This is a genomic window from Wenyingzhuangia heitensis (assembly GCF_011762155.1).
Taxonomy (GTDB): Bacteria; Bacteroidota; Bacteroidia; order Flavobacteriales; family Flavobacteriaceae; genus Wenyingzhuangia; species Wenyingzhuangia heitensis.
Genome location: NZ_JAASQL010000003.1, coordinates 99736 through 122144, shown reverse-complemented (window position 1 = coordinate 122144; position 22409 = coordinate 99736). Strand labels below are relative to the sequence as shown.

General features: G+C 32.1%; 18 protein-coding genes. 10 read left to right on the top strand and 8 right to left on the bottom strand.

Annotation, left to right across the window (positions count from 1 at the left end; all coding sequences use genetic code 11):
- Positions 1-130 precede the first annotated feature (130 nt).
- From FHR24_RS11445 to FHR24_RS11425, 5 genes are read left to right on the top strand one after another with little or no spacing between them, the layout of a single operon-like run.
- Complete coding sequence (locus FHR24_RS11445) at positions 131-2596, top strand: DUF5703 domain-containing protein (protein ID WP_167188698.1); 2466 nt, start codon at positions 131-133, stop codon at positions 2594-2596.
- A gap of 57 nt (positions 2597-2653) precedes the next feature.
- Positions 2654-3634: a family 43 glycosylhydrolase gene (locus tag FHR24_RS11440; RefSeq protein ID WP_167188695.1), complete on the top strand. Its 981-nt coding sequence runs from the start codon at positions 2654-2656 to the stop codon at positions 3632-3634.
- Between the two features lie 13 nt (positions 3635-3647).
- Positions 3648-5090 carry a sulfatase gene (locus FHR24_RS11435; RefSeq protein WP_167188693.1) on the top strand — a complete coding sequence of 481 codons (1443 nt, stop codon included), beginning with the start codon at positions 3648-3650 and terminating at the stop codon, positions 5088-5090.
- Positions 5091-5106: 16 nt separating this feature from the next.
- Positions 5107-6420 carry a glycoside hydrolase family 117 protein gene (locus FHR24_RS11430; RefSeq protein WP_167188690.1) on the top strand — a complete coding sequence of 438 codons (1314 nt, stop codon included), beginning with the start codon at positions 5107-5109 and terminating at the stop codon, positions 6418-6420.
- The gene (locus FHR24_RS11425; RefSeq protein WP_167188687.1) at positions 6420-7601 is read left to right on the top strand and encodes a DUF6786 family protein; all 1182 of its coding nucleotides are present in this window, start codon (positions 6420-6422) and stop codon (positions 7599-7601) included. The genes FHR24_RS11430 and FHR24_RS11425 overlap by 1 nt, the downstream gene beginning before the upstream one ends.
- Positions 7602-7667: 66 nt before the next feature.
- On the opposite strand, the gene FHR24_RS11420 is transcribed toward FHR24_RS11425, so the two are convergent.
- The 5 genes from FHR24_RS11420 to FHR24_RS11405 form a co-directional block, all read right to left on the bottom strand.
- The gene (locus FHR24_RS11420) at positions 7668-9077 is read right to left on the bottom strand and encodes an FAD-dependent oxidoreductase (protein ID WP_167188684.1); all 1410 of its coding nucleotides are present in this window, start codon (positions 9075-9077) and stop codon (positions 7668-7670) included.
- Between the two features lie 78 nt (positions 9078-9155).
- A complete protein-coding gene (locus FHR24_RS11415) occupies positions 9156-10031 on the bottom strand; it encodes a cupin-like domain-containing protein (RefSeq protein ID WP_167188681.1) in 876 nt (291 codons plus the stop codon).
- A gap of 440 nt (positions 10032-10471) precedes the next feature.
- Positions 10472-11452 (bottom strand): LamG domain-containing protein, encoded by a 981-nt coding sequence (locus tag FHR24_RS11410; RefSeq protein ID WP_167188678.1) that lies wholly within the window; start codon positions 11450-11452, stop codon positions 10472-10474.
- Between the two features lie 71 nt (positions 11453-11523).
- Entirely contained in the window at positions 11524-11694 is a 171-nt protein-coding gene (locus FHR24_RS15790) for an InlB B-repeat-containing protein (protein ID WP_394352394.1), read from the bottom strand.
- An 87-nt stretch (positions 11695-11781) separates the two neighbouring features.
- Positions 11782-12729, bottom strand: a complete 948-nt coding sequence (locus FHR24_RS11405; protein ID WP_167188675.1) for an RluA family pseudouridine synthase — start codon at positions 12727-12729, stop codon at positions 11782-11784.
- Positions 12730-12869: 140 nt separating this feature from the next.
- Between FHR24_RS11405 and nrfH the strand changes: the two genes are divergently transcribed.
- The 3 genes from nrfH to ccsA all read left to right on the top strand — a co-directional run bounded on the left by nrfH (position 12870) and on the right by ccsA (position 18217).
- Positions 12870-13469, top strand: coding sequence for a cytochrome c nitrite reductase small subunit (gene nrfH / locus FHR24_RS11400; protein ID WP_167188672.1), 600 nt, complete (start codon positions 12870-12872; stop codon positions 13467-13469).
- Positions 13470-13499: 30 nt separating this feature from the next.
- Positions 13500-14993: an ammonia-forming cytochrome c nitrite reductase gene (gene nrfA, locus FHR24_RS11395; RefSeq protein WP_317166203.1), complete on the top strand. Its 1494-nt coding sequence runs from the start codon at positions 13500-13502 to the stop codon at positions 14991-14993.
- An 83-nt stretch (positions 14994-15076) separates the two neighbouring features.
- Positions 15077-18217 carry a cytochrome c biogenesis protein gene (gene ccsA, locus FHR24_RS11390; protein ID WP_167188665.1) on the top strand — a complete coding sequence of 1047 codons (3141 nt, stop codon included), beginning with the start codon at positions 15077-15079 and terminating at the stop codon, positions 18215-18217.
- Between the two features lie 52 nt (positions 18218-18269).
- Here the strand turns inward: ccsA and FHR24_RS11385 are convergent, their stop codons facing one another.
- Genes FHR24_RS11385 through FHR24_RS11375 form a run of 3 tightly spaced genes read right to left on the bottom strand, consistent with a single transcriptional unit; the run spans position 18270 to position 21190 of the window.
- Positions 18270-18869: a PhnA domain-containing protein gene (locus FHR24_RS11385; RefSeq protein ID WP_167188648.1), complete on the bottom strand. Its 600-nt coding sequence runs from the start codon at positions 18867-18869 to the stop codon at positions 18270-18272.
- Positions 18870-18898: 29 nt separating this feature from the next.
- Positions 18899-19642 carry a 23S rRNA (guanosine(2251)-2'-O)-methyltransferase RlmB gene (gene rlmB, locus FHR24_RS11380; RefSeq protein WP_167188645.1) on the bottom strand — a complete coding sequence of 248 codons (744 nt, stop codon included), beginning with the start codon at positions 19640-19642 and terminating at the stop codon, positions 18899-18901.
- A 57-nt stretch (positions 19643-19699) separates the two neighbouring features.
- On the bottom strand, positions 19700-21190 hold the full coding sequence (locus FHR24_RS11375; RefSeq protein WP_167188642.1) for a BamA/TamA family outer membrane protein: 1491 nt from the start codon (positions 21188-21190) through the stop codon (positions 19700-19702).
- Between the two features lie 334 nt (positions 21191-21524).
- Between FHR24_RS11375 and rpsL the strand changes: the two genes are divergently transcribed.
- Together rpsL and rpsG are read left to right on the top strand one after the other, a co-directional pair.
- Entirely contained in the window at positions 21525-21899 is a 375-nt protein-coding gene (gene rpsL, locus FHR24_RS11370) for a 30S ribosomal protein S12 (protein ID WP_068827466.1), read from the top strand.
- A 30-nt stretch (positions 21900-21929) separates the two neighbouring features.
- Complete coding sequence (rpsG, locus tag FHR24_RS11365; RefSeq protein WP_167188638.1) at positions 21930-22409, top strand: 30S ribosomal protein S7; 480 nt, start codon at positions 21930-21932, stop codon at positions 22407-22409.

Sequence of the window (22409 nt, the reverse complement as noted above, 5' to 3'; positions counted from 1 at the left end):
TATAAACATACCACAACCGTAAAACTGTTAAAAATAACGCTTAGACAAGAATTCTAAATTGGGCAGTTTTTAGTGGCTTATGAATAATTTTAAAAGTAATTAATAATAGAATGAGCAAAATATAAGTAATATGAATATTTTAAAAAACGTAATTTATTACGTAACCTTTTTACTGTTTTCGTTTTCAGCCTTTGCTCAAAATAAGCAGATAGATTGGCTTGATGAGTACAATGTGGTATGGAATAGCCAAAGTAAAAACTCAAGTGAATCTATGCCTTGTGGAGGTGGAGATTTAGGAATGAATGTTTGGGTAGAAAGCGGAGATTTACTTTTTTATATTGACCGTAGCGGAAATTTGGATGAGAACGATCAGTTGCGAAAAAATGGACGTGTTCGTATAAAAATGGATCCCAGTCCTTTTTCTAATAATGGAAGTGATGTTGAATTTGAACAAACATTAGACCTTAAAACAGGTTCTATAATTATAAAAGGTAAAACACCTGAAAATACGGTGAATATCCGTATTTGGACAGAGGTTTTAAAACCTGTAATTCATGTGGATATGGATAGTGATAAAGCGTCGAGAATTTCGGCGACTTTTGAATCTTGGAGGAATGAAAAACTGCCCATTCCAATTTCAGGCGGAGGCGGCTCTAGGTTTGCTTGTTGGGGTTATGCTAAATACAAAGGTGATGTATTTGCTTACCCGGACAAGATATTTCACGAAGATAAGAACAAGGTGGTGTTCTATCATCAAAATGGAGACGACAGGATTTTTGATAAATCGGTAAAACTTCAAAAGTTAAGCAGTGTAAAAGATCAATTTAATCACCCAACCAAAAACAGAATATTTGGAGGGGTTATGTATGGTGATAATTTAAAACAATCTGAAGGTACAGAAGGAATATATGCAGGTACTCCCTATAAAGGTTGGCAATTAGAGAGTCTCAAAAAATCTAAAAAGCATACTATTAAAATAGCATTGCATACAGAGCAAATTGAAAGTGATAAAACATGGAAAGAAAATCTTTATAAAACAGTAGACAATCCTTCTAAAAATGCTTGGAAAAAGAGTGTAAAGTGGTGGGAGAATTTCTGGGACAGAAGTCATATTGTTATTAATAAAGGCAAGGGCGAAAATGATTTAGGCTGGAGAATTGGAAGAAATTATCAACTAATGCGATATGTGTTAGGTTGTAATCCTTATGGTGAATTACCGAATCATTTTAGTGGTGGTTTTTTTCAGTTCGATCCTGTGTATATTCAAAAAGAAAAGAATACCACACCATCCTATTTTAATGCCGATTATAGAAAATGGGGAGCTTGGACAGGTATGAACCAAAGGTTGATACATTGGTCGTTTTTAAAATCGGGTGATTTTGAAGAATTACGTCCGCAATTCAATTATTTTAAAAACAATTTCATCAATGCTAAACTAAGAAGTGAAGTCACTTGGGGAGTTGAAGGTTGTGCTTTTGGCGAACAAATAGGAACAGGCGGTTTACCTCTTGGTCAAGCTTACAGTTGGGAAATGCCTCTTGGAAAGCGAAAACCTACAGATGAAATTGGTACTACAGGTAGGCATACGTATTATTATCATTCGCAAATAGAATTTGCTTATATGTTGCATGAATGGTATCGTTTTACAGGAGCAGATATATCAGAATATATTCCATTTATGAAAGGAGTTGTCGTTTTTGAATTCGAATACCAAAAAATGTTGCAGAAAAAAAGAAATGGAAAAGAGTGGGGACCAGATGGAAAATTGGTAATGCATAATATGCCAGCTACTGAGTCTTATCATCATGGAGATAATCCAGCACCAAATGTGGCAGGATTGCATAAAAACCTAGAAGCGCTTATTTCATTACCAGATAAATGGGTAAGTAAAGTCGAAAAAGAAAAATTTAAAGATTGGAACCAACGTGTACCCGATTTAGAACATAGAACTCGAAATGGTCATAAAACCATAGCTCCATATAAGGAAGGTAATTTTAGATGGGGAAATAGAGAAATTCCACAATTATATCCTGTTTTTCCTTATGGAATATATGCAGTTGGCCAGCCTGATTTAGAAGTTGGGATAAATACCTGGAAATATGGTTTAGATAAAAGTGTTATTAAGTATGTTTTAAAACCTTTTAGACAAAAAGGTATGAAAGGAGATATTTACGCCCAAAAAGAAGAATGGTGGGGTTGGGGACAACAAGCCATGTTTTTGGCACGACTTGGTCTTACAGACGAGGCTAAAGAATATGTTTCTAAAAAATTAGATGATGCTCAAGGTGATCCTTGGAAAGAAGCGAAACCTTCACGTTTCCCTGTGTTTTACGGACCAGGATATGGTTGTATGCCAGATTTAGAATGGGGAACATCTGGTATGATTTCTTTACAAGAAATGTGTTTGCAAACTATTTCTAACGATGGAAAAGATTTAACCGTTTTACCTACTTGGCCGAAGGATTGGGATGTTGATTTTAAATTACACGCGCCACAAAAAACGATTGTTGAGGCAAAACAAATAAATAGTAAAGTAAAAGATGTAGCGGTTACACCTTCTTCTAGAATAAAAGATATTGTATATAAGAAAGAATAAGATTCTTAAAGAAAAAAGGAGCTCTAATTTCACAACAAATAACTAAAAAATAATAAGATGAAAACTAAATTATCACTACTTTTTGTATTGTCAATATTTTTGGTTCAATGTAAAAGTAAAACAGTAAAAAAAGTATTAATTCCAAAACAAGAAAATAAATATGTAGAAATTTATCAACCAGATGGCGATGTGTTTTTTGGACCAGATACAAAAGTACTTAAAGAAGGTCAGTTTTATGAAAGATGGATTCCTAACGATCACACTTTTGTGAAAACAGCAGATGGTAAATGGCATATAATTGGAATTACACATCCTTATACAGATCCTAAATTAGGAGGTATTCATCAAGGTGAATTTGCTTCTTTTCATGCAATATCGTCAAGCGATAACTTTAAAGAAACCGTAGAAGTAGATCATTATTCAGATTTACCTAAAATTCTTCCACCTAAAGAACGTCCGGGAGAGATTACCGCAAATCACGCGCCTTATATCGTAAAAAAAGACAATCTGTACCACATGGTGTATGGACACAGTCCTATACGATTAGCAACATCTCCAGATTTAAATAATTGGACACCAAAAGGAACCTTGTTCGAAGAGGAAAAAGGAGCAAGAGATCCAAATTTAATACTTCATGAAGGTATTTATTACATGACCTATTGTTCAGAAAAATGTGTTCGAATGAGAACTTCAAAAGACTTACTAAATTGGTCTGAAGCAAAAACAATTTTAGTAACTAATGATTTTGATCCAGAATCTCCATCGGTAATATTTCATAATAATTCTTTTTATCTTTTTGTATGTGCATGGGAAAAGGGTTCTTGGGATCGTATAGAATTACTAGGAGCTTACACACACAAAGCGCATGTATTTGCTTCTGACGACTTAATGGATTTTGGAACGGATAAAGAAAAGGAAATAACCGTTTTAAATGCACATGCTCCTGAAATTTTTAAAGGAGAAGATGGACAATGGTATATTTCAAGTGTTATGTATCCAGGTTATGGGGTTAGTATTGATAAACTTTTTTGGGAATAAAATTTAAAAAATAATGAAAAAAGTAATTGTATATATAGCACTTATCATGCAAGGATTTATTAGCCAATCTCAAAATAAATCTAAACCAAATGTGGTATTTATTTTAATTGATGATTTTGGTTGGATGGATGTTGGTTATAACGGAAGTAGTTTTTACGAAACTCCAGAAATAAATAAACTTTCTAAGGAGTGGATGCGTTTTGATAATTGTTACACTCCAAGTCCTATGTGTTCTCCAACCAGAACAAGTATTCTTACAGGAAAAAACCCCGCAAGACATGGTATTACTCAGTGGTTACCGGGTTTAAAAATACCTTTTACAAAAAAAGGAGAAAAGGCAACTGTTTTTTGTCCAAAACCGTTGGTTCAAGGAATAGAAGAAAAAGATGTTACGATTGGAGAAGCTTTTCAAGAAGCAGGTTATGAGACTTCATTTATGGGAAAATGGCATATGGGAAGTTTTAAAATTACTGGAGGACCTTTAAATCATGGATACGATTCTCAAAAAGCCGTAATTGAGTCAAATGTATGTAGGATGTTTTATCCTTTTTGGGATCATCCAGAGTATTTTCCAAATGCAAAAGAAGGAGATAATTATACAGATTTGTTAACAGATGAAGCAATAGATTTTGTCTCAAAAAAACGAGAGAAACCTTTTTACCTACATTTAGCCCATTTTGCAATGCATGCACCTATAGAAACAACTCTTGAGTTGAGAACTAAATTTGAAAAAAAAGCAAATAGAATACCAGAAAATGGTCCTTTTTGGAAAGATTATAACTATGCTCATAAAAAAATAAAAGCACGTCAAGACGATGCGGAGTATGCAGGAGAGTTATTTACCTTAGATAAAAATATAGGAAAATTAGTTAAAGCCTTAAAAGATAAAGGCTTGTACGATAATACTATTATTGTGTTTACAGGAGATAACGGAGGTAGATCTTGTTTTATGCATGGACATCCTACATCTAACGAGCCCTTAAAAGGAGGAAAAACATTTGTTTTTGAAGGAGGCGTAAGAACCCCGCTTTTAATACATTGGCCTGGACATTCTTTACCTGGTAAGCAAACAAATGTACCTGTTACTAGTATGGATTTTTATCCTACATTATTAGAAATGGCTGGATTGTCTTTAAAACCAGAACAACATATAGATGGAAAAAGTTTTGTGCCTTTATTTGCAGGTGAAAAGTTTGAACACAAAGCATTGTACTGGCATTTCCCTCATTATCAAGGAGAGGGTAGTTACCCGTCAAGTGCCATTCGTGTAGGTAATTATAAAATGATTTATCACTATCATCATGATAAAAAACAATTATTTGATGTAGTAAATGATCCTTATGAGAAAAAGGATTTAGCGAGCGAAAAAGTTCGTTTAACAAATAGTCTACACAAAAAATTAAAAAAATATTTAAAAGAAAGTGGAGCCGTTATTCCTCAACCGATTGTCAAATAATTAAAAGTAAATATATATGAAAAAATACATGGCCTTTTTAGTGATTGCTTTCGGTTTTTATTCGTGTCAACAACATTCAGATACAGGTTCAGTAACTTCAAAAGAATTAAAAGAAAATAAAGTATTTCCTTATAGTTTTCCTGAAGAAAAACCAAATATTCAGCTAAGTGCTGCTATGGAAAGAAATTATGATATGTATACCGGGGTTAGACCTGAGTGGAATGAATTGTACACACAATTTAAATACACAGAGTTAAAAGGATTTGATTATAATAACGGAGATGGAACAATATCAAGGAGAGATCCATCAAAAGTAATTTTTGAGAATGGAAAATATTATATGTGGTACACACATAGACATACAGATTCTGCTCCTATAGGATTAAAAAACGCAGAGTCAGCTACGGATAAAATTCCTTCTGCCGATTGGGATTTAGCAGATATATACTATGCAACTTCTAAAGATGGTTTTACATGGGAGGAGCAAGGAGTTGCTATACCCAGACCAAAAAAACCAGAAATAGGTTGGCGTTCTGTAACCACTTCAGATATTTTAAAATGGAAAGGGAAGTATTATTTATATTACCAAGGGTTTAGTGCTGCACCAGGAACTAATGGAGGAGACAATTGTCCGGTAGCTGTTTCTTATGCAGACTCTCCCGATGGTCCTTGGAAAGCTTATAAAAAAGAGGTAATTCCTAATGGAGCACCTGGAGAATGGGATCAATATTCTATTCATGACCCATATCCATTAATACATAACGGAAAAGTTTATTTGTATTATAAATCTGATTTTGGAAGAGATAAAGAGAAGGGAAAAGGAAATGTACGTATGCATGGTTTGGCAATTGCAGACAATCCTTTAGGACCTTTTACAAAACATCCTTTAAATCCTTTGATAAACTCAGGACATGAGACCACTTTATTTCCTTTTAAAGAAGGGGTTGCTGCTTTTTCTATTAGAGATGGAAACGAAAGTAACACAGTACAGTATGCTAAAGATTGGGTGAATTTTAAAATAGCATCTACCGTAGAATTAATGCCGGATGCTGCGGGGCCTTATGTTGCAGATGCTTTTACAAATACTAAAGATGGGAGAGGGATTACTTGGGGAATTTCCCACTATTATATTCCTCACGGAGATTGGAAAAGAAATCATGTGGTTTTACTTCGTTTTGATTGTGATTTAAGTTTAGATGTTGATGACAAGCAAATGAAAAAACACCATTTAAGATATGAAATGGACTTTTTGCTGGAACATAGTTTAAATAATAGTCAAAAAGAGCGTATTGCTAAAGAGACAGAAATATTAAAAAATAAGGAATTATAATGGATAACTATTTTAGGTTGATTGTTGGGATTTTAAGTACCGTTGTTGTAGTAGGTTGTAAAGGTCATGTTGAAAAAGGGACTTATGGATATGATAAACAATTTTTAGAAAGTCATCAGCATGTAATTCATTTATACGAAAACAAAGGAAAGAGCCAGTTGATGGTGCTTCCTTATTATCAGGGAAGAGTGATGACCAGTACTGCAAAAGGAGAGCAAGGAAATAGTTATGGTTGGGTAAATTATGATTTAATTTCTTCTGGAGATTTTGAAAAACATATCAATGTTTTTGGAGGAGAAGATAGATTTTGGATAGGACCAGAAGGAGGTCAATATTCTATTTTCTTTAAAAAAGATACAGATTTTACCTTTGAAAATTGGTTCACACCTAAAGAAATAGATACAGAGGCTTTTGATGTGGTAAATCAATCAGACAAAAGCGTGCTGTTTCATAAAAAAATGAAGTTAGTTAATTACAAAGGTTTTGCTTTTGATATTGATGTAAATCGAGAAGTAACCATTTTTAACAATCAAGAAATTAAAACAGATTTAGAAATTGATCTTTCAGATGATGTAGATTGTGTAGGATATCAATCTTTTAATGAAATTATAAATACAGGGGAAGAGGCTTGGTCAAAAGATACGGGGTTACTTTCTGTTTGGATTTTAGGAATGTTTATGCCATCAGACAACACAACGGTAATTTTACCCTATAAAAATGAATTGGTTTTAAATACATCCTATTTTGGAGAAGTGCCTCCTGGCAGGTTGACAAAAACGGACAAACATGTAACTTATAAAGGTAACGGAACGGCAAGATTTAAATTAGGATTGTCACCACGTAATATTATACCTTATGTAGGTAGTTATGATGCAGATACTAAAATGTTGACAATTGTAAATTATACATTTAAGGGAGATTCTACGTATGTAAATTCTATTTGGAAATTGCAAGATGAACCTTATAAGGGAGATGTAGTAAATTCTTACAATGATGGACCTTTAGATAATGGAGACCAATTAGGGCCATTTTATGAGTTAGAATCATCCTCAAGTGCAAAAGAGTTAACTCCAGGAGCATCAATCAAACATATTCACAAAACTTATCATTTTGAAGGTAAGTTTGAAGAGTTAAATAAGATTGCTATTAAGTTATTGGGAAAAGATTTAAAAAGTTTATAAATCAAAAAGGATATTGATTATAAGAAACCTTCAAAGCTTTTATTCAAAAGCTTTGAAGGTTTTGACTTATTTCAAAAAATCTCTAATTCCATAACTTGCCAAAACACCTTCTCCTGTAGCAGCTGCTACTTGTGCAATGGCACCTTCTCTACAATCACCAGCTGCAAAAATTCCTTTTACAGAGGTTTCTGCTAGGTTTTGGGTAGTGATAAATCCTTTTTCGTTTAGATTTACAATTTCTTTAAAGCTTTTGGTGTTGGGTATTAATCCCACAAAAATAAAAGCACCATCTGCTGTAATTTCTTTTTCTTCTTTAGTAGTATTATCTTTTACAACAATTCCTTTAAATAAATTTTTATCATTTTTGGTGAATTTCACAGGAGTGTTGTCTGTATAAATTTCAATATTATCTATTGTTTCTAATTTTTCTATATAAGTTTTAGAAGCTTTAAATTGAGCTGATCTATTGATTATTTTTACTTTTTTACAAAAACCAGCTAAAAAGATACCTTCTTCTAAAGCAGAATTTCCGCCTCCAATAACAACGACTTCTTTGTTTCTATAAAAGGCACCATCGCAAGTAGCACAAAAGTGAACTCCAGAACCAATTAGGTCACTTTCATTAGGGATTCCTAGTTTTCTATAGGTAGATCCTGTAGATAGTACAACGGTTTTTGCTAAGTAAGTTCCCATAATGGTAGTGATCTCAAACAATTCTCCTTTTTTTTCTATGTTAGAAACTTCTTCTCCTGTTTTAATTTCAGCACCATAAGTTTTGGCTTGGTTTTCCATACGCTCCATAAGCTTGGGGCCAGAAATTTCATTAAAACCAGGGTAGTTCTCAATCTTTTCGGTTAAAAAAGCATTTCCACCAATATTTTTTCTTTCTAAAATTAAAGTATTAAAACGGTCTCTTTGTGCATAAATAGCTGTTGTTAAACCAGCAGCACCTCCTCCAATAATAATGCTATCATATACTTTGTGTTCTTTGTCAGCATCAATATTTAATAACTCTTTAAGTTTAGCGTTGTTTGGGTTGGTATATGGGGTTCCGTTTAAAATAATTGTAGGTATAATTCTTTTTCCGTTATTAATAGCTTCTACTTGATCGGTAGCCCATTCGTGTTGGTCTACATCAATAAATTGATAGTTGATTAAATTGTCATCTAAATAACTTTTAGCTCTTCTACAGTCTGGACACCAATCGGCACCAAATAAAATTAACTGTCCTTGCGGGTTGATACCTAATACACTTGCTAACACAGCATTATTTGGGTTGGTATAGGTGTTTTTGTTAATGATTACAGTAGGGATAATTCGCTTTCCATTATTAATAGCTTCTACTTTTTCTGTAGCTTCTTTGTCTAAATCTACATCAATAAATTGATAGTTGATATTGTTGCTGTCTAGGTAAGATTTAGCTCTTCTGCAATCCGGACACCAATCGGCACCATATAATACTATTGCTTTTTCCATTGTTTTTGTTTTGTGTATGTTGTCGTTGATAAAAAAGTTTTTTTACAGATACAAGATAATAATTGTGGTTGTATAATTTTATACAGCAATGTTTTTTATAATTTCATCAGTATCTTCTTTGGCTTTTTTGTTTTTCCAATTCATCCACTTTTCTCCTAGTGTTTTTCTCATTAAATTCTCTAGCGGAATCATTACTGTAAAATTATAAAGTGCATGTGTTAGGTTTTTAGGATGGGTTGCTAAACTGCGTAGACTCATAGAAAACCCTGGGGTTATATATTTCATATAGTGCCAATAGCCTTCAGGAATATATAGCATATCTCCGTGTTCTAGTTCTGTAATGTAGCCTTTTGCATTTTTTAAAGCAGGCCATTTTTTGATGTCTGGTTTAGAAAAATCAATTCCTCTATGCGCAATAAGTGAGTTGGGAACTTTGTAAAGATATTTTGATTGACTTTGATCGAATAAAATACATTCTTTTTTACCTTCAAAGTGAAAATGAAATATGTTGGCCAAATCAATATCATAATGCATAAATGTGTAAGAATTGTAGCCTCCAAAAAAAAGAGTAGGAATAGATTTTAAAAAAGTAACTCCTAGGTTGGGGTATTTAAAATCTTTTTGAAGATTAGGAACCTCTTTAAAAATATTCCATAAAAATATTCTGTATTTGGTGGGTTTGTTTTTAAGTAGGTTGATGTATTTGTCCATTCGCATATATGCGTGAGGACTGTTAAATTTTGCTTTAGGATCAATAGGTCTATCATCATACAAAGGAACAGATTTGTTACCAGCAACTTCTTTAATGTAGTCTAAATCCCATTTTTTATAAGCAGACCATTCTTTGGTAAATTGTTTAACAACTACAGGTTTTTGTTTTTTATAATAATTTTTAATAAAATCTTCTTTGCTGATTTTTGTAACAATGTCTACTTTTTTTAAATTTAACTCCATACCTAAATCATTTTCGTTAAAATTCTACTCTATAAAATTAAAGGAACAAATTCTAAAATTCAAATTATGGATATTGATTGTAGTCAACTTAAAAATAAGTTATCTAAATTTTTGTGGACAAGAAGCTTCTATTCAAAATCTTGATAGTGATAAAGTTTACATGCTTGTAAAAACAAATAATTTGTGGTGTAGTTAAGTGAATTGTTTTTGAAACAATTAGAGTCTTTAGTTTTGTTTAGGCCTATTTGGGTGCGAGTGTGAAAAAAATCCTATGTAGGGATTCTTTTTACTAAAACCAAGTGTTTTTGTTTGATGTTGTAGTTGTTTTGAGAGGGTAGATTTGCAAATAAAATCCCTCATTAAAAACATTTTAATGAGGGATTTGTAAACGTAATTTTTTTTTAAAATTAAAAAAATCTTAAAAACTGAATTTGTTGTGATTAGGGTATTAAAATTTTTTCAAGTTGAATAACTCCATTTTTGTTTTGAAAAAGAACCATATACAGTCCTCTTAGGTGTTGGTTTTCTACTTGTTGTCCTAATAGGTTTAATACTTTAATGGTAATTTGTGGTAGGTTTGTTTTGATAGTTCTATTTTCTGTTTTTATTTCTAATCCTTTTATTTTAGGATCTTTTGCATGTAAGGAAGAACCAAACTCTTGATATAAGAGAGCAATATCGTTTACTGATAATGCACTGGTGTAAACTCTAAAACTATCCATGCTATCTTGAAATTGTACAGAACCAATCTTTAAGTCTGGATTTCCTTCAAATAAATAGACATCTTGGTCATAATCAAACCCTTCTGCAGTTGATCCAGATTTGTCTAAAATATTGTCTATATACAATTTATAGTCATATTTTACAAGAGTATAAGCCGGATTAACAGGGTGTAGTCGGTGTTTATAAGCACCTGTTATTACAATATGATGCCAGTTGCCATCTGCAATACTACTTGATCTTAAATAAGTTTCTGCATTGTAATTAGAAGTACCTAATCTAAAGTTACCTGCGAATATAATGATTCCATTATTTAAATAAGCTCTAATACCAGCATTGCTATTAGTGTTTCTTATTCCGTATTGGCGGAAAATATATTGAGAATTTACTCCAGTATAGCTTGTTTTTATCCAAAAACTAATAGAGAAATCGGCCTCTATTATTGCATTTGTAGGGTGTTGACCTCCTAGAAGTTGTTCTCCATTTAATACAATTGCATTATTAGTGTTTATTGGGTCTGCTGTTTGAGTAAAAGTTGATGTTGTTGCAACTGTAGTCAAATCATTTGTACCAGGGTTTACAGTGTTTTGTAAACTACCATTGGTAAAGGTGTACTCTTTTATTAAGTTAGTCGTTGGGATTTGTGAAAAGGCATTAGTTGCAATTAGTAAGCCTAGTGATAGAAGTAATTTTGTTTTCATATTTATCTATTTTTATTAGACAAATTAAAGACAAGCTCTTCGTTATATGGGTTCTTTATTTCCTAACAAAGCTATTTAGTTTCCAGAAAAAAATTAGTGCTTTCTAAGCAAATTAGTAAAAGATTGTTTTCTTTCTTATCGGTATTCATGGTTGTAGATAATCGATTTGTTGTTTCCGAAGTATCTTTAGACCAATTATTAAATTGATATTCATCATCAAGGGTTGCTGTTAATACAATCAAAGCTCCAAAATCATTTTAACTAAAATTTCTCTTTATAAAATTAAGGGAACAAGTTTTTGATATTGATTGTAGCTAGGTTAAAATTAGTTATCTAAATTTTTGTGGACAAGGAGCTTCTATTAAAAAATCTTGATTGTGATGTTTAAAGCTAAGTTTCCATGCGTGTAAAAACAAACAATCTGTGGTGTAGGTAAGTGGATGGTTTTTGAAATAATTAGAATCTTTGTAACCAATATCTCCTACAATAGGGAATTCTAACTGAGCTAGATGTAATCGTATTTGATTGGTTCTTCCCGTATGTGGGGTAACTTCTAATAGTGTTTGGTTATAAGATTTTCTGCGTTCTAAAACTTTAAACTCTGTAAAAGCATCTATTCCGTTTTCTGATGAGGCTCTACCTCCTCCAGCAGTTTTGTCTAGCCCTATTTTGGTGTTGGTGTTAAAGTAGTCTTCTGTAGGGAGTCCCTCAACTAAAGCTAAGTATGTTTTTTGCGTTTGTTTACTTTCAAACTGAGCTCCTATTGTTTTTACAATTTCTTTATTTCTTCCTAAAATTACAATTCCTGTAGTATTAGCATCTAGTCTATGAATGATTTTTAAATCCTCTTTAGGAAAAGCTAATTTTAAAATTTCCGTCAAGGAGTTTCTATTAAATCTTCCGCTCGGATGCATGGGTAATGGAGCAGGTTTGTTGATTATAAAAATGTCTGCATCGCTATATAATAATTCAATAGTAGTGTTAATCCAAGGTTCTGTTTTTGGAGCAGAGCTATGTTCGGTAATGTCTCCACCTTTTACAATGGTTAGCTCTGTAGCGGGTTTTTTATTAATTAGTAAGGTTTGGTTGTTTATTTTTTCTAACCAAATATCTTTTGTAGATCTAGGTACAAGTTGTAAAAAGAAATCAATAATAAATAATCCTTCATATTTTTTTTTAACAGGTAGTTTGTAATGTGTAGGCATAGCTATGCTACCTGGCAATGGTTGTGTTGCCTTATGGATTTGACTGTTAAAATATTCTTGATTGATTTCCATTAGATTGCAAAGATAAAAGATAAGTATTTATTAATTTTTTGTTTTTATGATTTATATCATATAAGCTGATTTTTGTAACCTATAAATTTATAATCAATTGTAAAGTCCTAATTACAGCGTAACAATCTTTAGAAAAGGATATGGAAAAAAGTAAAATGTTTTTGCCTGAGAAAAAGACAAAATGGAGGTTGGTAGCAGTTTTATCAATAGCTATAGTTGTTGGTTTAGGGGCTTTTATGGCAAAAGAATCTTCTATAGTGTCTTATATGTCCGATGATCCAAAGGCTTGTGTAAATTGTCATGTTATGGTTCCTGTTTACAACGCTTGGATGCATAGCTCGCACAGGGAATGGGCTAATTGTAACGATTGTCATGTGCCTCACAACAACGTATTTAATAAATATTTTTTTAAGGCAAAAGATGGATTGTTTCACGCTTCTGTTTTTACGGCAAGAGCAGAACCAGAAGTAATGTTTATGAGGTCTGAGTCTGCAACAGTAGTACAAAATAACTGTTTAAGATGCCATATACAACAGGTAACACAAACTAAATATGATGGTTTTATAGCTACTCATGGAAAAAATAGAACTGAAAGAAAGTGTTGGGAGTGTCATCAAGAAGTGCCTCATGGAACAATTCATGGAATTTCTACGGTAAAATATAATATTGCACCCTTGCCTACAGATTCTCAAAAAACAGTAGTTCCTAAATGGTTGCAAAAATCGTTAGATAAAGAATAATCAAATCAAAAAAAACGTAAACTAAAAACTATACAAATGAAAAATAAGGTACTATTTGCTTTAACAGCAGTATTTGTGTTTTTGTTGGGGTTGTTGGCCTCAAGCATCATTAATAGAAAAAATGAAGCAAAATACAAGTATCTGCCTAAAGTAAAAATTAATGAAAATGAGCCGAGGAATGAAGTTTGGGGAGAAAATTTTCCAGCAGAATATCAATCTTATATAAAAACAGCAGATACTACTTTTGCTTCTTTTCAAGGAGGTTCTGCAAAAAGAGATATGTTAGAAGAGGATCCAAGATTGGTAGTGCTTTGGGCTGGATATGGTTTTTCTAAAGATTACAATCAGGGAGGAGGACATATGAATGCGGTAAAAGATATTAGAAACTCTTTAAGAACAGGTGGTCCAAAAGGAGAGGGAGATGGACCTATGCCCGCTACGTGTTGGACTTGTAAGGGACCTGATGTACCTCGTTTAATGAATGAAAAAGGAGTGACTGAGTTTTACTCTGGTAAATGGGCAGATAAAGGTGCTGAAGTTGTAAATCCTATTGGATGTGCAGATTGTCACGATTCTAAAACAATGAAATTAACCATAACAAGACCTGCTTTAATAGAAGGATTTAAAGCAATGGGGAAAGACATTAACAAAGCTTCTCATCAAGAAATGAGATCTTTGGTGTGTGCACAATGTCACGTAGAATATTATTTTGATAAAAAGAAACCTGGAAAAGAAGGAGTTCCTTATTTAACGTTTCCTTGGAAAAATGGAATGTCTGTAGAAGACATGGAAAAGTATTATGATGAGATTGAATTTTCTGATTGGACTCATAAATTAAGTAAAACACCTATGTTAAAAGCTCAACATCCTGGCTATGAAACATATTTAACAGGAGTGCATGCAGATAGAGGAGTTTCTTGTGCAGATTGTCACATGCCATACAAGAGTGAGGGAGGGCAAAAATATACAGATCATCATATTCAATCTCCTTTAAACAATGTGGCAAATTCATGTCAGGTATGTCATAGAGAAGATAAAGATAAGTTGATAGAGAATGTTTATGAACGTCAACAAAAATCTACAGAAAGTAGATTGAAATTAGAAGACTTTTTGGTAAAAGCACATATAGAAGCTAAAAAAGCGTGGGATTTGGGAGCAACAGATCTTCAAATGAAAGATATTTTAATGGATATTCGTCATGCTCAATGGAGATGGGATTATGCTGCGGCTTCTCATGGAGCTTCTTTTCACTCACCTGTAGAGATTGCAAGAGTTATAAGTTCTGGGTTAGATGTTGTGCAAGAAGGTCGTGTAAAGTTAGCAAGGTTGTTGGCCGATTTAGGATATAACAAACCTGTAGATATGCCAGATATTTCTTCTAAAGAAAAAGCACAAGCTTATATTGGTCTAGACATGAAACAGCTTCACTTAGAAAAAGAAGAGTTTAAAAAGACTTTATTACCAAAATGGTTAAAAGAGGCTAAAGAGCGTGAAGCTAATTATCCTGAAATAACGATAGAATAAACTAAACTAAATCTATAATTTACGGTAAAGGCACATAAGGTAATATACCTGTTGTGTCTTTACTTATTTAAAAAGTAAACGCTATGAAAATTTTATATAGAATTTTTGCTTCTCCTGCATTAGCGGTCTTATCACTAGTAACCTTTGCTGTATCTATGGCAGTAGCTACTTTTGTAGAAAATGATTATGGTACCGCAACTGCCTGGGTATTGGTTTATGATGCTTGGTGGTTTGAGATGATTATGTTGTTAATGACTGTAAGTTTTGTCTTTAATATTTTTAAATACAAATTGTTAAAGAAAGAAAAGTGGGCGGTGTTAATGTTTCATTTAGCATTTGTTCTTATTATGGTAGGAGCGGCTGTTACCAGGTATTGTTCCTATGGAGGTGTGTTAAGAGTTAGAGAAGGAAAACAAACCAACACTGTATTGTCTACTAATAATTATGTGACAATAAAATTACACCATAATGGACAAACTAAAGTTGTTCAAAAAAAGGCATCTTTTTCTCACGCAAAAGGCAATTCTTTTTATTTGTCTACAGATTATAATAATACTCCTGTAGCGTTAGAATATGTGAATTACATTCCAGATGCAACGTCAAAAATAGTGGTAGATTCAGTAGTTGGTAAACCAATTTTAGAGTTGGTAGTTTCTGTAGGAGATGGACGAAAAACAATTTTTTTAAAAGAAGGTGAAATTAGATCTGTAGGAAAAGAAGCGTATAAAATAGGGTTGAATACAGATGAAAAGAATGTAATTAATATTGTTTATCAAAAAGAAGAGTTTAAAATAAAAGCACCTAGTCAGTTAGATTATTTTATCATGGCTTCGCAAGATGCTGGAAAAATAGAAAGTAATACTTGGGGTAAAATGCATTTAAGTACATTGTATAGATTTCAGAATTTATCTATTGTGCCTTTGGCTTTTCATCCAAAAGGGAAAGTAGCTTTTGTGTCGGGAACAAAAAAAGGATCTAAAGAGAATGACAAGAATAAAGACGATGTTTTATTGTTGTTGGCAAGCTCAGGAGATCAACAAATAGAGGTTTCTTTGTTGTATCGTGAAGGATTTGCACCAGAGCCTTACAGTGTTAATTTAAAAGGAACTCATATAGATGTTTTCTACGGTTCTAAAGAAATTAAGTTGCCGTTTTCTATCAAATTAAATGATTTTCAGTTAGATCGTTATCCTGGTTCTACAAGTCCTGCCGCTTATGCGAGTGAGGTTTCTGTATTAGATGGGGATAAGGTGATTCCTTTTAGAATTTTTATGAACAATGTATTGGATTATAAAGGCTATCGTTTTTTTCAGGCAAGCTATGATACTGATGAGAAAGGAACGGTGTTGTCTGTAAATCATGATGCTATAGGAACTAATCTAACTTACTTAGGATATTTATTAATGGGTTTAGGGATGTTTTTTACTTTGTTTGGCAAAGGGACTAGATTTAGAACAATTTTGAATAAAATGAAAAAGTTAGAATCGTTAAAAGTTTGTATTCTGTTTATTGCATTATTTTCATCTTTTTTAGGGCATACACAATCGGTGCCTTTAGATAAAAATGTAGCAAACTTTGTAGCGGTTTCTATGGATAACAATCATTCTAAAAAGTTTGAAAAATTATTGGTTCAAGATTTAGATGGAAGAATAAAACCCATTGGAACTTTAGCTTCAGAATTTCTAAGAAAAATATCAGGAAAAACGTATTACAAGTATAGAGAGAATGGAGTTGTTAAAAAGTTAAACGCGAGTCAGGTGTTTTTGGCTTTGCAAATGGCATCAGAAGTAAGTCAGAATATTCCAATTATTAAGGTAGATGTAAAAAAGACCAAAGATGTTTTTAAGAACTTAAGTATTTCAGAATTTAAGACCGTTGCTTTTAGAGATTTATTACAAGATGATGGTAGTTATATGTTGTCTAAAAATGTAGAACAAGCAAATCAGAAAAAGCCAGCAGAAAGATCGGAATTTGATAAAGAGATTTTAAAAATTGACGAACGATTTAATATTTTATACAATTTGTTTATTGGGAGTTATTTAAAAATATTTCCGAACAAGTTAGATACCAATGATACTTGGTTTACTTATACACATCATTTTAAAGATTTTCCAAATGAGGATGCTCAGTTTGCAAAAAGTGTAATTGTCAATTATTTTAAAAATTTAACCTTAAAAAATTGGGAAGCTGCCGAAAAAGATTTGGCTTACATCAGTACATATCAACAAGTGTTAGGAAAAGAGATTATTCCTTCTCAAAAAAGAATTAACGCAGAATTACTATACAATAAGCTGAATTTAAATTTTTGGCTGTTTCAGTTATTTTTTAGCCTTGGTTTTGTTTTGTTAATTTTTGCAGTCGTACGTGTTTTTACCCATCATAAAGTAATTCATTATTCGTGGAAAGGAATTGTAAGCTTGGTTTGGTTAGGTTTTTTGTTGTTTGCTGCCAATATAATTTTACGCTGGTATATAGCGCAACATGCACCGTGGAGTAATGGGTATGAAATGTTGGTTTTTGTAGCTTGGGTATTGTTGTTGTGTGGTTTGGTTATTAATAAAAAATCTGATTTTGCATTGCCACTAGCCACCATATTTACAGGTGCATTATTGTTTGTAAGTTATCTAGATTGGTTAAGCCCAGAAATAACCAACTTAATGCCTGTGCTAAAATCTTATTGGCTAAAAGTACACGTGGCTACTATTGTAAGCAGTTATGCACCGTTAGCTTTGTCTGCTGTTTTAGGTATGATGGCTTTACTTTTAATGATGGTAAGAACAAACCAAAATAAAGATAGAATTAATATAAAAATAAAAGAGCTAACCTATTTAAATGAATTAGCTATGACTGTTGGTTTGTTTGTTCTTTCTATAGGAACTTTTTTAGGAGGGGTTTGGGCAAATGAATCTTGGGGGAGATATTGGGCTTGGGATCCAAAGGAGACTTGGGCATTGATTAGTATTATTGTATATGCGGTAGTGCTACATTTACGTTTAATTCCAAAGCTAAAAAACGATTATGTTTTAAATATGGTAAGTATGTTTGCTTTTTGGTCTATTATAATGACTTCATTTGGGGTGAATTATTATTTAACGGGCTTGCATAGTTATGCATCAGGTGATCCTATACCTATTCCAAAATTTACATATGTAATAATGGCACTTATGATTTTAATTTCATTAGTTGCTTACTATAAAAATAGACAGCTTAAAAATGTTAAATAACAAAAAAGCTCGTAGATATAATCTACGAGCTTTTTTGTTTTGTAAAAAGATTTTAAGACTGTTGAGGAGCATTTGCTTTTTTAACAAATTTGGTTAAAATTACAATATGTGTTCCTTCTACACGTCCTTCAATATGTTCTGCATTGTCGTGTACTAAAGAAATGTTTCTTACAGCAGTACCTCTTTTTGCAGTAAAGTTTCCACCTCCTTTAACATCTAAATCTTTAATTAAAGTAATGGTGTCTCCGTTTTCTAAAATAGCTCCGTTAGAATCTCTATGGATAATTTTTTCATCATCACTTAAATGATCTCCTGTAGCTTCAGCAAAGCGTAAGTCTGTATCTTCAAAATACATCATATCAATTAGGTCTTGTGGCCATCCTTCACCTTTTAACCTATTTAACATTCTCCAAGCTGTAATTTGCACAGCTTTATGTTCGCTCCACATAGAATCATTTAAACATCTCCAGTGATTTGCATCTATGTTTTCAGGATTCTCTATTTGATCTTTACAAGTATCACACACTAAAATATTTGTGTCTAATGTGTCTGTTAAGCTTGGTTTTAATCTAATATCGTTTAAGTTTCCTGTAGCTGTACATAGCTCGCATTTATTTCCGCTTCTGTTTTCTAATTCTTCTCTAATATTCATTTTTAAATTTTATAATTGTCAATAATCAATTAAGACATTCTCTGTCTTACGGTTTCATATAAAAATGCACCACAAGCTACGGATACATTTAAAGAACCAATTTTTCCTAACAAAGGTAATTTTGCTTTTGTGTCAGCAATTTTTAAAATAGAAGGATTAATTCCTCTGTCCTCAGATCCCATTACGATGGCTGTAGGCTGATTAAAATTAACATCAAAAATAGTATCTTCTGTTTTTTCGGTAGCACAAACAATTTTAATGTCTGCGGCTTGTAGCATAAAAATAGCATCTTTAATATGGTCTACTTTACAAACAGGTACATTAAAAGCAGCACCAGCCGATGTTTTTACGGTTTCTCCATTAATAGGAGCGTTTCCTGTTTTTGGAATAATAATTCCGTGTACACCTGTACATTCTGCAGTACGAATAATAGCTCCAAAATTACGAACATCAGATATTTGATCTAATAAGATAAATAAAGGTGTTTCTCCTTTTTCTATAGTGGCTGTAATAAGAGTATCAAGATCGTAAAAAGGAACGGGAGCAATTAAGGCACCAGCACCTTGATGATTGTTGTCTCTAGACATACGATCTAGCTTTTCAACAGGTACAATACTAGATGTTATATTTTTTTCTTTAATTAATTGTTTCAATTCAATCATTAAAGGACCGTTTACGTCTTTTTGTAAAAAAACTTTGTCGATAGAGTTTCCAGCGTTAATTGCTTCTATGATTGCTCTAATACCGAATATTTTTGAAGTTTGTTTTTCCATGGTGCAAATGTACTATTTTGATTTTAAGAATATGTGATTTTTTGTAACCTCATAAATTTAAAAAATAGTTACAAAGTTTATGTGAAATAATCCATTACTTAAGTTAAAAGTTGTGTCTTGGTTTTTTCCAACAGCATAACTAATTTTTAATAATCCAGAGGGGGTTCCTAATGTATACCCTAATCCTAAACTTACTAGATTGTTTTTGTTTGATGAATTTCTAAACTGACCAACATCTGTAAATGCGTATAAATAACTAATAGGGTTGTTAAAGTACCTGTATTCAAAATTAGCATAGTTGTATAGGTGAGATAAAATGCTTTGTTCTAAAAAACCACGCATAGTAGTGGCACCTCCAATTCTGTAGAGTTCGTTGTTAGATATGTTGTTAGATCGCAAATAAGCATTTCTGTTCTGTATGTAAAAATGATTGCTGGGAGAAATTTCTATATTGTAAATAATATCACTTTTAAAAGTTTGTTGTTGTGTAGCTTCAGTTGTTTTTTTATTTCCGTAAGCAATTTCAAATTCAATTTTTACTTTAGGAATTTTCCATTTGTTTAATACTTTGTATTCGTAGCCTAACCCTATAAAGTTTTTTTTGTATTCTGTATTGTTAGTTATATTGGTAATAGTGGTAGATGTTTCTGTAGAGTAATAAGAACGAAGCAAATGTTTAAAATGAGGTCTGTAGCTTAGGTTAAAAAATTGCTTGGTGTTTACAAAGGTGCTGTCTTGTCTAAATATATTTAACTGATACCCTAAGTTTATGGGGGTGTTAAAAATATAGGGATTATCTATGTTTAAATCAATTTCCTGTTGATCTTGACCTGAGTTGTTCCATTTAAAAGCAAACGTTTCTCCTTTGTGTAGTGTGTTGGTTAAGGATAGATCTATATAACCGTTAAACTGAATTTTATCTTGCCCTTCTTGATTACTAAATCCTATTAAGGCATCTAGTTTGTTGGCTTTTATTTTTTCTAAATACAAATAAAGGTAAGTGGAATCTTTGGTAAATAGTACTGCTGGCTTTTGTTTGTTTTGTACAAATGTTAGTTGGTTTATTTTTTGTTCAGTTTCTTCTAGTAATTCTTTGCTGAAGGGTTTTCTAGACTTTATGTAGTATTTTAAGAAACGTTTAGAAAAACGATTGTATCCTTTTATGATGGTTTTGTTAATAAATCTTTTATTGGACTCCTTTAATTGTAAATCACAGTAAAGAGTGTCGTTTTGAAATTGTTGATTTTTTAATTCGATTTCTGTAAAATTCTCTCCTTCTTTGTCAAACTCATTTGTTATTTGTTTTAACCAGATGTTTAAATTGTTCGGACTTACATAATTATATTCCTTTTTAGTTTTTAAAATATTTTTAATAAAATTAGAAGTGTTTTTAATTTTAAGAATAGATGTTTTTCTACCTAAGGATATGTTATATGTATCAATACTATCTTTTTGAATAAGTTCAGAGGTATAAAAATAGTATCCTTTATTGTTTAAGGTTTGGTTTAAATCTTCAATAGTATGAATTTCTTTTATTGTAAAATTCACATTTAAACTATCATTAAGAATAAATGAGGATGTTTTTTGTTGTCCCCAATTTGATGTGGTTATCAAAATGAAGAGAAAAAAAGGAAAAATAAATTTTAAAAAATTCATAAAATCAAAACTAGTAGATTTCTTTAGATATTGCAATTTACCTTTTCTAAATAAAAAATGAACTCTAAAAATTTAAGATGATTTTAGAGTCTAAAAAATCATAAAAATAAGTTTGAAATAAAATTAACTGCTTGATATTTGATTATTTAGAAAATATTTGTACTTTTGCAGACCCTTGGAGAGAATTCCAAGGGGAAATATTAAAACGTTATATATATATTAATTTATGCCAACTATTCAACAATTAGTTAGAAAAGGAAGAGCCCAAGTTACTAAGAAGAGTAAATCGGCTGCTTTGAAGGCATGTCCACAACGTCGTGGAGTATGTACACGTGTTTATACTACAACACCTAAGAAACCTAACTCGGCAATGCGTAAAGTAGCCCGTGTTAGATTGACTAACGGTAATGAGATAAACGCTTACATCCCAGGAGAAGGACATAACCTACAAGAGCACTCGATAGTATTAGTAAGGGGAGGAAGAGTAAAAGATTTACCAGGGGTAAAGTATCACGTAGTACGTGGAGCTTTAGATACTGCTGGTGTTGAGGGAAGAACTCAACGTAGATCTAAGTATGGAACTAAGCGTCCAAAAAAATAATCTATTAATCTTTTAAATTCTTAAGAAAACATGAGAAAAAGAAGAGCAAAAAAAAGAGTTCTTTTACCAGATCCAAAGTTCAACGATCAGTTGGTAACACGTTTTGTGAATAACTTAATGTGGGATGGGAAGAAATCTACAGCGTTCAAGATTTTTTACGATGCATTAGAGATTGTAGAAAACAAAAAAGGTGATGAAGAAGAGAAGTCTTCATTAGAAATATGGAAAGATGCATTGTCAAATGTAATGCCTCAAGTAGAAGTACGTAGCCGTCGTGTAGGGGGTGCTACTTTTCAAATTCCAATGCCAATTAGACCAGACCGTAAGGTTTCTATGGCAATGAAATGGTTGATTTCTTACTCTAGAAAGAGAAATGAAAAGACTATGGCTCAAAAATTAGCTGCAGAAGTATTAGCTGCTGCTAAAGAAGAAGGAGCTGCTGTTAAAAAGAGAGTGGATGTTCACAAGATGGCAGAAGCTAACAAAGCATTTTCACATTTTAGATTTTAA

Coding starts and splice junctions, on each gene's coding strand:
- FHR24_RS11445 (WP_167188698.1), top strand. CDS start 131: ATGAATATTTTAAAAAACGTAATTTATTACGTAACCTTTTTACTGTTT.
- FHR24_RS11440 (WP_167188695.1), top strand. CDS start 2,654: ATGAAAACTAAATTATCACTACTTTTTGTATTGTCAATATTTTTGGTT.
- FHR24_RS11435 (WP_167188693.1), top strand. CDS start 3,648: ATGAAAAAAGTAATTGTATATATAGCACTTATCATGCAAGGATTTATT.
- FHR24_RS11430 (WP_167188690.1), top strand. CDS start 5,107: ATGAAAAAATACATGGCCTTTTTAGTGATTGCTTTCGGTTTTTATTCG.
- FHR24_RS11425 (WP_167188687.1), top strand. CDS start 6,420: ATGGATAACTATTTTAGGTTGATTGTTGGGATTTTAAGTACCGTTGTT.
- FHR24_RS11420 (WP_167188684.1), bottom strand. CDS start 9,077: ATGGAAAAAGCAATAGTATTATATGGTGCCGATTGGTGTCCGGATTGC.
- FHR24_RS11415 (WP_167188681.1), bottom strand. CDS start 10,031: ATGGAGTTAAATTTAAAAAAAGTAGACATTGTTACAAAAATCAGCAAA.
- FHR24_RS11410 (WP_167188678.1), bottom strand. CDS start 11,452: ATGAAAACAAAATTACTTCTATCACTAGGCTTACTAATTGCAACTAAT.
- FHR24_RS11405 (WP_167188675.1), bottom strand. CDS start 12,729: ATGGAAATCAATCAAGAATATTTTAACAGTCAAATCCATAAGGCAACA.
- nrfH (WP_167188672.1), top strand. CDS start 12,870: ATGGAAAAAAGTAAAATGTTTTTGCCTGAGAAAAAGACAAAATGGAGG.
- ccsA (WP_167188665.1), top strand. CDS start 15,077: ATGAAAATTTTATATAGAATTTTTGCTTCTCCTGCATTAGCGGTCTTA.
- FHR24_RS11385 (WP_167188648.1), bottom strand. CDS start 18,869: ATGAATATTAGAGAAGAATTAGAAAACAGAAGCGGAAATAAATGCGAG.
- rlmB (WP_167188645.1), bottom strand. CDS start 19,642: ATGGAAAAACAAACTTCAAAAATATTCGGTATTAGAGCAATCATAGAA.
- rpsL (WP_068827466.1), top strand. CDS start 21,525: ATGCCAACTATTCAACAATTAGTTAGAAAAGGAAGAGCCCAAGTTACT.
- rpsG (WP_167188638.1), top strand. CDS start 21,930: ATGAGAAAAAGAAGAGCAAAAAAAAGAGTTCTTTTACCAGATCCAAAG.